Genomic DNA, 12,611 nt, shown 5'->3' on the forward strand with positions numbered 1-12,611 from the left:
TCATGACTGAAAACACCTCAAGCCCTGCAGGAGAGGAATCTTCGAAACAAGTAAAAAGCAGCCTTAGGCATTCGTTTGGAAGCCTCAAAAGTTTCCTGTACGAGCTTTTGGATATTACGCATGATACCGACAGGGAAGCCACCACCGAAGCTATTCTAAAAGACATTCCCTTCAAGGGGCACAATGCCTGGATTTTAATCTTTTCTATCTTTGTCGCTTCCGTAGGCCTGAATGTGAGCAGTACAGCTGTTGTCATTGGAGCGATGCTTATCTCTCCTCTGATGGGACCTATTGTAGGGCTCGGGTTTTCTGTAGCGATCAATGACGTGGATACCCTCAGAAGATCCCTGATTAACCTTGGCGTTATGGTTGGGCTCAGTTTGATTACGGCATTTATTTATTTTCAATTATCACCACTTACCAAGCTCACTCCAGAACTGGAAGCGAGAACCTATCCGACCATACTCGATGTTTTAGTGGCAATTTTTGGGGGTCTTGCCCTTATCATTGCGAAAGCCAAAAAAGGAACCATCATCACTGTCATTTCCGGTGTGGCTATCGCTACGGCTTTGATGCCTCCGCTTTGTACAGCCGGTTATGGTCTGGCAGTCTGGGACATGAGTATTTTTGGAGGCGCCATGTATTTGTTTACCATCAACACTATATTTATAGCCTTATCCACTTTTGTGGTTTCTAAATTCTTAAGATTTCCTCTCGTTAAATATGCAAATTCACTGAGGCGAAAGCGAATTGCACAAATCGCTTCCTCGATTGCCATCATAGTCATGATTCCCAGTGTTTATTTGTTTTATAATCTGATGAAGGAGTCTTATTTTGTGACCGATGCCACTGCCTTTGTACAGGAGGAGCTGCTGAGCTACAAGCAATCCTTTCTTCAGAAAAACGCGACCCATATCTCGTACAATTCCGGGCTTTCACCAAGTATTGAAGTTTCTTTTTTAGGCAAAGAAATTCCTAAAGAAGTGATTACCTTATGGAAGGACAAGATGAAGACCTACGATTATTTGGAAGGTACAGAGTTAAAAGTCCTTCAAAATGAAAATTCAGAGAATTTCAACCAGGTACAATACATGGTGGAACTTAAAAAAAGAGATTCTTTAGAGCTGGCCATGTCTAAAACTGAAATTGAAAATTTACGCTATCAGCTCAGAACCATGCAAAAAAGCAACAGAATTGTAGAATTTGGCAGGCTGGCTCAGGAAATTCAACTGAATTACGAAAACATAGCAGAAGTGAGTTTTGCAGATGTTATTAAATCGAACTTCGAGAATCTGGATACCATCCCAACCTTCAGTATCAAATGGAAACAAGAAGCGAATCCAGAAGAAAAGGAAGCTAAACGCCAACAACTCGAAGGCTGGTTATCCTATAAACTAAACCTTGAAAATATAGAAGTCCTTTCCTTAAATTAAAGCCCTTCCCGCTGAGCGACCCTCACTTTTTGAAATAAATTGGAGGCGTAGACGAAGTCGATAAGTTTTTTATTCTCTGTCTTATAGATATTATCTTTGTTGCCTTCCCAGGCTTTGACTCCATTTTCCAGATAAATAATTTTTTCACCTATTTCGAAAACCGAATTCATATCGTGGGTATTGATGACGGTTGTGATGTCGTTTTCATGAGTGATTTCCTGAATAAGATTGTCGATGACAGAGGCAGTTCTGGGGTCCAGACCTGAATTGGGTTCGTCACAAAACAAAAAATTGGGCTTGTTCACAATAGCTCTCGCTATAGAAACCCGCTTTTGCATTCCTCCACTTATCTCGGAAGGTAATTTATGATTGGTTTCTCTCAAGTTTACTCGATCAAGAACTTCCTCTACCCGATCTTTCATCTCCTGTTTACTCATTGTTGTAAGCATCTTCAAGGGAAACATGACATTTTCCTCAACGGTCATAGAATCGAACAAAGCTCCTCCCTGAAAGACCATTCCCATTTGCTTACTGATTTCTCTTTTTTCATCCTTAGAAAAATGCCTGTAAGCCTTGCCATTGTACTCTATACTTCCGGAGTCGGGGACCAGAAGTCCAAGCAGGCATTTCAAAAACACAGTTTTACCCGAGCCCGATTGACCGATGATTAAATTGGTTTTACCTTTTTCAAATTCGGCATTCACACCTGTTAAGACGTCCAAATCATCAAAAGACTTATGTAAATCTGTAACTTTTATCATATTAGCTTAATAATAATTGAGTGATGAAATAATTCATAAAAATGATAATGACACTCGTCCAGACAAAAGAAGTCGTTGCGGCATGACCCACTTCCAGAGAACCACCTTTCATATAATAACCGTGAAAAGAAGGAACCGTGGCAAGTATCAGGGCAAAAATGAAACTTTTGAGGAATGCATAGAATATCTGAAAAGGAACGAAATCTTCCTGTAAGCCTGTTATAAATTGATCTGCATTTAAATATCCACCGTAGACACTGGCAACATAAGCGCCTATGATGCCAATAAACATTGAAATGGCAATCACAAAGGGGAACAGACACATAGCTACAATTTTGGGAAAAACAAGATAATTCAGCGAGTTTATACCCATGACTTCCAAGGCATCAATCTGTTCAGAAACACGCATGGTTCCGATACTTGAAGTAATATAAGAGCCCACTTTTCCGGCCATGATAATGGATACAAATGTTGGCGCAAATTCCAAGATGATGGACTGTCTGGCCGCAAAGCCTATAAGTGATCTTGGAACAAAGGGATTTGAAAAATTAAGCGCTGTCTGTATGGCAATAACCGCACCTATGAAAAAGGAAATAAAAATCACAATGCCCAAAGAGCTTATGATAAGATCATCTATTTCTTGGAGAATGAGTCTTCTCAATTCAGAAGCTTTGGTCATTCTTTTAAAGGTGTCATAAATCATTATGAAATATTGACCAATACTTTTTATATATTTTGATAGCATCTGCTTCAAGCCTTTTTGAAATTTTTATAAAAATAGAATAAAAACTTGAGGATACGATTTAACCGAAGCATAAACTTGAAACTTACATAAGTTCCTATCTTTGCAAAAAACATTTTGACTTATGAAATTTAAAATTGCTGTTTTATTTCTTTTACTTATTCAAGTTCAGTTATTTGCTCAAGACATTCCCGGTAAAGCCAAGCTTGTGGTTGGAGTGGTTGTCGATCAAATGCGGTATGATTATTTGACAAAATTTCAAAAAGATTATTCTGAGGATGGTTTCAAACGTCTACAACGGGAAGGTTTTGAAATGAAAAACTTTCATTTCAACTATGTTCCGACCTACACAGGACCCGGCCATGCTTCCGTTTACACAGGAACTAGCCCTATGAATCATGGCATCGTGGCCAATAACTGGTATAATAAAGTGATAAAGGAACGTGTTTACTGTGTTTCAGATCCCAGTGTTACAGGTTTGGGGGTGGATTCAGACAATAGAGATGGTAAAATGTCACCGCATAGAATGTTGACCACCAGCTTTGCAGATCAAAACCGTCTTCATACACAGTTCAGAGGAAAAACTATTGGGGTATCTATAAAAGATCGCGGTGCTATTTTACCAGCTGGACATACTGCCAATGCCGCTTACTGGTTTGTAGGCGGAGATCAGGGTGACTTTATAAGCTCAGACTTCTACATGGATAAATTGCCAAAATGGGTCACTAAGTTCAATGCTTCTGATGTGGCTAAAAGTTATCTCAAAGTCTGGGATACCTATCAAGATATATCCACTTACACCGAAAGTGGTTCAGACCTAAATGACTATGAAAATGGGTTCAGCAGCAAAGAAGAGGCAACCTTTCCCTATAACCTCAAAAAGCTTGCTAAAGAAAATGGAGATTACAGCATTATAAGATCAACACCTTATGGAAATGATTTGCTGTTGGATTTTGCCAAGCAAGCTATAGTGAATGAAGAGCTTGGCCAGGATGAGTTTACAGACGTATTCACGCTGAGCTTTTCCAGTACAGATTATGTAGGACACAATTTTGGTGTTAATTCAAAAGAAATTCAAGATACCTACGTGAGACTAGATCGCAATATCGCTGATTTGATGACCTTTCTAGACCAGCAAGTTGGAAAAGGAAATTATACCCTGTTCTTAACCGCAGACCACGGGGCTGTTCATGTGCCCCAATTTTTAAAAGACAATAAGATTCCTGCAGGCTATTTTGAAGTTGATGAGATGCGTGCTGCTTTAGAAGACTACCTAAGCGCTGAGTTTGGTTTAGATCATGTGATCGAAAGCATTTATAACCATCAGATCTTTCTCGATTATTCTAAATTTGATTCTTATGCTGAATTTGTTGCTGCTCAAAATGAAGTAAAGCACTTTTTACTTCAGTATAAAAACATAGACAAGGTATATACCAGAGAAATGCTTGAAAACAGTGATTTCACAGATACTCCCGCAGAACTTATTCTAAGAGGGTTTCACCAGAAACGCAGCGGGGATGTGGCTTATGTCTTAGAAAACGCTTACATTTCTTACTCTAAAAAAGGCTCCACTCACGGGAGCGGAAATAATTACGATACCCAGGCGCCTTTATTGATGTATGGGAATGGAATAAAATCCGGAAAAACTTATAAGCGCTATCATATTCCAGATATTGCTCCAACCATATCAGCACTTTTAGGGATTGAATTACCCAGTGGAGCGACGGGGACAATTATTTCTGAAGTTTTAGAATAAGCGTTCTTTAAGTTTAGACCATCTGTAGGTTCTTATAAAAGCACCTTCCTGTTCAGTGACCAGGAAGGTGTTTTTTTTTGGATTACTTCTCATAAAGGAGGTCATGGATTCTAGGAAAAAGGACAGGCTCGATTTATTTTTGGCCATTTTCAAACAGGTCAATAGGGCTAAAGACCAGCTGTATCGCATTCGAAATAAGGAAGCACCAAAAACGCCTGGCAGATTTTTTTTGTACTGCTGTCCTGTGGGTTTAAGATGTCTGACCTGCAAGTCTGGATTGGTATGGACTTCCCAGCCCTGAAATCTGGCTTTCATTTCATCGATAGTATCCCACCCCATAGCTGGAGTTAAGCCTTTTATGTCTTCAAAACATTCCAGGCGATAAGCTTTTAAAGCTCCCCGTAAATGATCAGCATTGGTGAGCTGCTCGACCTGCCAGGCCCCATCTTTCCATAGTGTACAAAATCCTCCATACATGCCGAGTTTTGAGTTTTCCTGAAAAGCTTCAGTCAATACCTTGAGATAATCTTCAGGAAAAATAAGGTCTGCGTCAAATTTGCAAATCACATCGTAATCAACTCTTAAGTTTTTCAGTCCGAAATTAAAGGCATCGACAATTTTACTTCCTGGTTCATGACTGAAGCTTTTCTGCCTGGAAATGAGACTCAAATTTTCGTAAGAATGGGAAAGGTTGTGGACAATGTTTGGAGTATTATCGCTGGAACCATCATCGACTACCAGTATTTTTTTTGCTGCATGTGTTTGATTCAAAAGAGAATCCAGACAGTTTTTGATAAACTTTTCTTCATTATAAGCTGGTATGATGATAACAAGATCCACTAGGAAGATTTTCTTTTACAGCACACAAGATAGTATCTCGGTGTGAATAACCTCAAAATTGGTCGTATTCCTATTTTATTTGCAGGATGGGTGAAGCTTTTGGAATCGATTATTTCCCACCCCGCTTTATCTAAAAGCCAGTCAAATTGCCAGTGTTCAAATTCATGATAATGCCGGTCCCAGGGATCGGTTTTGCTTTTATAGGCTTTCGCAAACCAAAGTTTAAGGGGAACACTGGCAAATAAATACTCGCTTTGCAGGCTTTTTAGAACTTCCAAAGGCGATAAGAGGTGTTCAAAAATTTCAAAAGCTGTGGTTATTTTTGCTGAAGAAGCTTTGAGCTGACTTTGATCCAGATCAAGATCCTGGCCTTTAGTGTTTTCAACGCTATAGCCTTCCGAAGACAGCAACTTAGAAAATGGATTTTCCACGCCAAGGTCCAAAATCTCTGATGGAGGAGGAGCGTGTGTTTTCAAAAACTCCAGGGTGATTCGAAATCGCTTTTTAGGATAGGTATTTTCGTACATCTGACGTCTAGATTTCGTAGACTATCGCGTTGATGTTCATACCTGCGCCTACACTGGCAAACATGATGGTATCTCCCGGCTCTAGGGCTTCATGCTCAAAATCACCCCTCAAAAACATATCATAAAGCGTAGGAATAGTAGCTACACTGCTATTCCCTAGTTTGTCTATGCTCATGGGCATCACATCTTTAGGTGCTTCTCTTTCATATAGTTTATAGAACCTCTGTACGATAGCTTCATCCATTTTTTCATTGGCCTGATGAATAAATATCTTTTTAAGATCATCAATAGATTTACCGCTTTCTTCCAGACAGGCTTTCATGGCTTCAGGAACTTTGGATAAAGCAAAATTGTAAATCTTTCTTCCATACATTTTGATATAAGCCCTATCATCCTCTCTATCGGGAGAAAAGGATTTATCAAAATAAATGTAGCTAGCCTCAGTTTTTGTATAGGTAGCAGTTTTATGAGCTAAAATCCCTCCTTTGGAATCGTTTAGCTCAAAAATAGTCGCCCCCGCACCATCGGCATAAATCATGCTATCCCTGTCATTGGGATCAACTACTCTGGAAAGTGTTTCAGCACCAATAATTAAACAGCGTTTGGCCATTCCCGCTTTCATAAAAGCCAGGGAATGTATGCAGCCTTCTATCCAGCCCGGACAACCAAATAAAAGGTCGTAGGCCACACAGCTGGGATTATCGATTTGTAATTTTTCTTTCACTCGCGAGGCAAGACTCGGCACCGTATCGGCTTGTTGCGTATTATGGCTAACGTCTCCAAAATTATGAGCTACAATAATATAATCTAAGGTCTCTGGATCGATTCCTGCATTTTGAATAGCTTTTTCGGCGGCAAAAGTAGCGATGTCAGATGTTTTTAGATTGTCCTCAACATAACGTCTTTCTTCGATACCAGTAATGGCTTTAAATTTTTTGATGATGACTTCTGGATGGGCATCAAAAGCAGTTTCATCCTGATTGAAGAATTTGTTTTCCAAAAAATCTTCATTTTTCTTGATCATTTCAGGAATATAACTCCCAACACCAACGATTTTTATAGCATTCATGTTCCGTATAAATTTTTTTGCAAGGTACAGTTAATGTAATTAAATTGTAAAGTAAGATTCAAAATTAATAGATTTTAAAACGTTTTAGGAGGTATTCTGAATTTGATTTTAAATAACTTCAAGTTTATAATCTAATTTATTTTTTAAAAAGGTTTCCTTATATGCTTTAAGAATTTCTGATCTGTCCTTATAAAGCCTGAAGTAAATTAAGTAGTAGGCAATAAATGAAATCATTGTAAAAAAGGCTAAAATAGCCATTGAAAAAGCTTCATTTTCAGTGAGTCCCCCAATATGAGGAGCCAACATAAAAGGTATATAAGTGAAAGGAAAAAGTATTGAATTATTTGAGATTAAAAGTTGATCTAAGTAATAGTAGTTATCATTTTTCTTTAATTCTTTAATTTCTTTATGAAGCTTTCGAAAATAGAAAATTAACCCCAGAATAATTAATACAATAAATCCACCAGCAAGAACAAAAGGCATAGTAATAAGTGAAGTTATTACTGAATAAATAATTAAAAAACTCATTACTGCTAGAAGCCAAAATCGAAGTGTCGACGCCTCATCTTTTACTACCTTAAAAATCACTTTTTTATAAAAGTATGTATTGATTTTCTTCATATACTCTTCAGAAGCATCCGAAAATCCAATAACGCCGTATTTTTTATAAGCTTTTTCGAGCGCTTCTTCAAATGAAAGCTCCTCATCTTCTTTCATCTGCTGTGAGATGTCTTCTTCAAGATCTCTTGCTATAAGTAATCTTACATCATGATAATCGACATAATGTGATTTTATAAAGTTTAAAAGCTGTTTTTTTTCAATTTGGGATAAAATCATTTCAGATGGTTTTGTTTTTCAACAAAAAAATAGCCCCGAATATCAAACCCGAGGCTATAAAGTTATTTAAAAATTTCTAATCGATCTAGAGGTAAGCCTCCATAGGAGCACAGGTGCAGGTTAGGTTTCTGTCTCCGTAGGCTTCATCCACTCTTCGGGTGGCTGGCCAGAATTTGTTTTCGGCTACAAAAGGCAGAGGAAAAGCTGCAGTTTGTCTGCTATAATCAAATTCCCAGGTCTCTGCGGTCAGCATCGCTATGGTGTGAGGCGCATTCTTAAGCACATTGCTGGGCTCGTTCTTATCGCATTGCTCGATTTCCTGCTTGATGGAAATCATGGCATCACAAAATCTGTCCAGTTCAGCTTTGCTTTCACTCTCGGTGGGTTCTATCATCATCGTTCCTGCAACCGGGAAGGAAACTGTAGGCGAATGGAAGCCATAATCGATGAGTCTTTTGGCAATGTCTTTTACTTCAATACCAAAGTCTTTAAAATCCCTGCAATCGATAATCATTTCGTGAGCCGCTCTTCCTTTTTCTCCGGAGTATAAGGTCTTGTAGTGACCTTTCAGCCTGGCCTGAATATAATTGGCATTTAGAATGGCATACTCTGTAGATTCTCTTAAACCTTCTTCACCCAGCATTCTGATGTACGCATAAGAAATGAGGCATACAAAAGCAGAGCCAAACGGAGCCGCAGAAATGGAAGAAATCGCTTCTGTTCCTCCAGTTTCTATCAAAGGGTTGTTTGGTAAAAACGGAGCTAACTGTTTGGCTACGCAAATAGGGCCAACACCTGGTCCGCCACCACCATGAGGAATGGCAAAGGTTTTATGCAGATTTAAGTGACACACATCGGCTCCAATCCTGCCCGGACTGGTCAAACCAACCTGAGCATTCATATTGGCTCCATCCATATAAACCTGGCCGCCATGCTCGTGGATTAGGGCTGTAATTTTTCTGATGTCAGATTCAAAAACCCCATGAGTCGACGGGTAGGTTACCATCAAGGCCGCTAAATTATCACTGTGTTTTTCAGCCTTAGCTGTCAGATCGTCAATATCAATATTACCCTGGTCTGTTGCTTTTACTACGACTACTTTCATACCAGCCATCACTGCACTTGCAGGATTTGTACCATGAGCAGAAGAGGGGACCAGGCAGATGTCTCTGTGGGACTCGTTTCTTGATTTATGGTAAGCTCTGATGACCATCAATCCGGCATATTCTCCCTGTGCACCAGAATTTGGCTGTAAGGAGGTAGCAGAAAATCCTGTGATTTCAGTCAGGTAATCTTCCAGATTTTTCAAGATTTCCTGGTATCCCAAAGCCTGATTTTTAGGAACGAAAGGATGAATATTACCCCATTGTGGGTTGGACAATGGTAACATTTCTGAAGCTGCATTCAACTTCATCGTGCAAGAACCCAGGGATATCATAGAATGGTTCAAAGCCAGGTCTTTTCTCTCCAGTCTTTTGATGTAGCGCATCAATTCTGTTTCTGAATGATAACTATTAAAGACATCATGAGTTAAGAATTCGCTTTCTCTTTTTAATTGTGAATGATCTATAATTCCGTCCTTCAACTCTTTTATGGCTTCGATTTCCTTTTCGGAAATTTCTTCAAAGAGGCTTAAAATCTCATTTACATCATCAATTGAGGTCGTTTCATTTAGAGAAATGGAAATGCTTTCAGCATCTGGGTAAAAGAAGTTAATTCCTTTTCGCTCAGCTAAAGCTTTTATTTTTTCAGCATCGGCTTTAACCAAAATGGTGTCGAAATACAAGTCATTTACCTGAAAAAATCCGAGTTTTTCAATGCCTTCAGCAAGACTAACTGTCTTTTTATGAATTTGACTGGCTATATATTTTAAGCCTTTAGGGCCATGATATACAGCATACATGCCAGCCATGACAGCCAGTAAAACCTGAGCGGTACAAATATTTGAAGTCGCTTTATCTCTTTTGATGTGTTGTTCGCGGGTCTGAAGCGCCATTCTTAAGGATGTATTATCATCCATGTCTTTGGTTACTCCTATAATTCGTCCCGGAATATTTCGTTTATACTCTTCTTTTGTCGCAAAATAAGCAGCATGAGGGCCACCGTAACCAAGTGGAATTCCAAAACGCTGTGTCGTTCCTACTACGACATCCACACCCCATTTGCCGGGAGCTTCAAGTAAGACCAGACTCAAAAGATCAGCTGCTACAGCTACCTTTATCTGGTTATCTTTAGCTTTTTTAGTAAACTCTTCAAAATCATAAACCTCTCCGTATTTTCCGGAATACTGGACTAAAGCTCCAAAATAACTTTCATCAAAATCGAATTTATCATAGCTGCCTACGACCAATTCAACATCAAGTGGTTCAGCTCTGGTTTCCAGTAAAGCCAAGGTTTGGGGAAGCACATTTTCACCAACGAAAAACTTTACCACCTTGTTTTTCTTTTGCTCTCTGGATCTAACCGCAAACAGCAAAGTCATAGCTTCAGCAGCAGCAGTAGATTCATCGAGTAAAGAGGCGTTTGCCAGTTCCATTCCAGTTAGGTCAGAAACCATGGTCTGGAAGTTAAGCAAAGCTTCAAGTCTCCCTTGAGCGATTTCAGCTTGGTAGGGCGTATAGGCGGTATACCATCCCGGGTTTTCAAATACATTTCTCTGAATAACTGCCGGAAGAATCGCCTGGTGATACCCCAGGCCTATATAAGACTTAAACACTTTGTTTTTAAGTGCTAAAGACTGAATATGATTTGAGAATTCAAATTCAGTTAAAGGCGATGGCAAGTTTAACTTCTCAGTTAATTTGATATCATCCGGTATGGTCTCATAGATGAGTTGACCTAGAGATTCTACGCCTACATCGTTAAGCATCTCCTTTATATTTTCGCCACGTGGCCCAATATGTCTTGATGCAAATGATTCTGTATTCATTGAAGATCTTTTAAAAATTTGCTCACAAAAATACATTATTTATAATGAAACAAGCGTTAAAGATCGTTTCACTATCGTTAACTTTCTTAGAAAAAATATCCTCTATAAAGCTCTATTTTTGTCAGTGTGAATTTTATATCTAAACTTTTAAAGCTATACATCAACTCCAGCATCCATGTGGCGCTGGCGGTAGTGTCTTTTACTTGTATTACTTACTTAGACTTCGGCCTGGGTATTAAAAGCAGGGTTCTGGTTTTTGTGTTTTTTTCTACACTGGTCGCTTACACGTTTGTAAAATATATTCCTTTGGTAAAAAAGAAGAATGTGATACTTGGTGATAGTCTTAAGTTTATCTTTTTTTTATCTGCAGTGTCGGTGCTGCCAGTTTTCATTTCTTTATTCTATTTTGAACTCGAAGTCATCAGCTTTATTTTTTTATTAGGTATTTTTACTTTGCTGTATGTGCTTCCATTTCTGCCCAAGGCAAAAAACTTAAGAGATGTAAGCGGCCTTAAAATCTTTATCATTGCCACGGTCTGGACCGGAGTCACAGTAATTCTTCCTTTTCTTTCTTCTGAAGTTGCACTGAGTTCACTTGACCTGGAGAAGACCTTATATATAATGAGTCGATTTTTGATAGTCATCGCTCTTATTATTCCCTTTGAAATAAGAGATCTAAAGCTAGATCAGATCTACTTAAAAACACTTCCGCAAGTTTTAGGCGTATTTCAAACCAAGGTATTGGGTATAGTTTTGACCCTGGTTTCCTTGTTTTTGTTAAGTCTTGTCATAAATGAGACCTATATATATGTGTATATGCACCTGTTGATAATCCTGCTAATGATATTTTCAAAACGGCATAATGCGTTTCTATATACAGCGCTTCTGGTAGAAGCCGTTCCTATCCTCTGGTTTTTGCTGAAATTTTTTACTGGATAAAAGCTATAATGTCAGCCAGTTACAGGGAGTGGGGAAATTAATTTCAAAAAACCTTTCTAAAAGTTTGGTTTAGGTTGGGAATTAGTTGTAGTTTTGCACCCCGCTAATTGAGGTATTGATAAGGTAACGTAAAATTAAGGGAGTGATAACATTTAGTTGATTTCACTTGGATTGGATAAGAAAAAAGTATTAGATTTGCGGTCCTTTAAAACTAAATCAGCACGTTCATTAAAAGTTTTATTTTTTTCAAAATTATCACTTGTTATATTAAAAATAAGTATTAGTTTTGCATCCGCTTAGCGAAAGCGGCACGAGTTTAAAGGTCTTTGGTTAGATTTTAAACGCCAAGAATTCCTCTTCTTCCTTTGGGAAGATGTCCGTTGAAGATGGGCAGAAGGGAAAAAGTTCATTGACATATTGAATTGACAATTATAAGTAGAGCGATCTACTTATAGAATTAGAAACATTAAAAGATTAGACTAATCGTAACAGATTAGAGTTAATTCCTGAGAAGACAATTTTAGAATTGAATTCATTTAGACGTTAAGATATATAAGATTTAACGATGAAGAGTTTGATCCTGGCTCAGGATGAACGCTAGCGGCAGGCCTAACACATGCAAGTCGAGGGGTAACGTGAGTGCTTGCACTTGACGACGACCGGCGGACGGGTGCGTAACGCGTATACAATCTACCTATTACTAAAAGATAGCCCAGAGAAATTTGGATTAATATTTTATGGCATTACGACCTGGCATCAGGTTGTAATTAAAGGTTAC

At 38.5% G+C, this 12,611-nt stretch carries 10 protein-coding genes and 1 rRNA gene; 4 read left to right on the forward strand and 7 right to left on the reverse strand.

The genetic code is table 11. The annotated features are described in order from the left end of the window. Positions 1-2: 2 nt before the first annotated feature. Positions 3-1,433: a DUF389 domain-containing protein gene (locus BLP81_RS10645; RefSeq protein WP_093368449.1), complete on the forward strand. Its 1,431-nt coding sequence runs from the start codon at positions 3-5 to the stop codon at positions 1,431-1,433. Here the strand turns inward: BLP81_RS10645 and BLP81_RS10650 are convergent. Together BLP81_RS10650 and BLP81_RS10655 are read right to left on the reverse strand one after the other, a co-directional pair. Beyond that, positions 1,430-2,194: an ABC transporter ATP-binding protein gene (locus BLP81_RS10650; protein WP_093368450.1), complete on the reverse strand. Its 765-nt coding sequence runs from the start codon at positions 2,192-2,194 to the stop codon at positions 1,430-1,432. The two genes, BLP81_RS10645 and BLP81_RS10650, sit on opposite strands and share 4 nt — an antisense overlap. A 1-nt stretch (position 2,195) precedes the next feature. After that, on the reverse strand, positions 2,196-2,939 hold the full coding sequence (locus BLP81_RS10655) for an MlaE family ABC transporter permease (protein WP_093368451.1): 744 nt from the start codon (positions 2,937-2,939) through the stop codon (positions 2,196-2,198). 121 nt (positions 2,940-3,060) lie between these two features. Here BLP81_RS10655 and pafA point away from each other — a divergent pair, with 121 nt between their 5' ends. Further along, positions 3,061-4,692 carry an alkaline phosphatase PafA gene (gene pafA, locus BLP81_RS10660; RefSeq protein ID WP_093368452.1) on the forward strand — a complete coding sequence of 544 codons (1,632 nt, stop codon included), beginning with the start codon at positions 3,061-3,063 and terminating at the stop codon, positions 4,690-4,692. Here pafA and BLP81_RS10665 read toward each other — a convergent pair. The 5 genes from BLP81_RS10665 to gcvP all read right to left on the reverse strand — a co-directional run bounded on the left by BLP81_RS10665 (position 4,684) and on the right by gcvP (position 10,894). Then, positions 4,684-5,532: a glycosyltransferase family 2 protein gene (locus BLP81_RS10665; RefSeq protein ID WP_093368453.1), complete on the reverse strand. Its 849-nt coding sequence runs from the start codon at positions 5,530-5,532 to the stop codon at positions 4,684-4,686. The two genes, pafA and BLP81_RS10665, sit on opposite strands and share 9 nt — an antisense overlap. Continuing rightward, entirely contained in the window at positions 5,532-6,059 is a 528-nt protein-coding gene (locus BLP81_RS10670; RefSeq protein ID WP_093368454.1) for a methyltransferase, read from the reverse strand. Before BLP81_RS10670 ends, BLP81_RS10665 begins: the two co-directional genes overlap by 1 nt. A 7-nt stretch (positions 6,060-6,066) precedes the next feature. Beyond that, the gene (locus BLP81_RS10675; protein ID WP_093368455.1) at positions 6,067-7,128 is read right to left on the reverse strand and encodes a 3-oxoacyl-ACP synthase III family protein; all 1,062 of its coding nucleotides are present in this window, start codon (positions 7,126-7,128) and stop codon (positions 6,067-6,069) included. A 108-nt stretch (positions 7,129-7,236) separates the two neighbouring features. Then, the gene (locus tag BLP81_RS10680) at positions 7,237-7,965 is read right to left on the reverse strand and encodes a hypothetical protein (RefSeq protein ID WP_093368456.1); all 729 of its coding nucleotides are present in this window, start codon (positions 7,963-7,965) and stop codon (positions 7,237-7,239) included. A gap of 85 nt (positions 7,966-8,050) precedes the next feature. Next, positions 8,051-10,894, reverse strand: coding sequence for an aminomethyl-transferring glycine dehydrogenase (gcvP, locus tag BLP81_RS10685; RefSeq protein WP_093368457.1), 2,844 nt, complete (start codon positions 10,892-10,894; stop codon positions 8,051-8,053). 126 nt (positions 10,895-11,020) lie between these two features. Between gcvP and BLP81_RS10690 the strand changes: the two genes are divergently transcribed. Together BLP81_RS10690 and BLP81_RS10695 are read left to right on the forward strand one after the other, a co-directional pair. Next, positions 11,021-11,833 (forward strand): UbiA prenyltransferase family protein, encoded by an 813-nt coding sequence (locus BLP81_RS10690; RefSeq protein ID WP_093368458.1) that lies wholly within the window; start codon positions 11,021-11,023, stop codon positions 11,831-11,833. 562 nt (positions 11,834-12,395) lie between these two features. Next, positions 12,396-12,611, forward strand: a 16S ribosomal RNA gene (locus tag BLP81_RS10695); the annotation flags it as partial.

This window comes from Psychroflexus sediminis (assembly GCF_900099815.1).
GTDB lineage: Bacteria > Bacteroidota > Bacteroidia > Flavobacteriales > Flavobacteriaceae > Psychroflexus > Psychroflexus sediminis.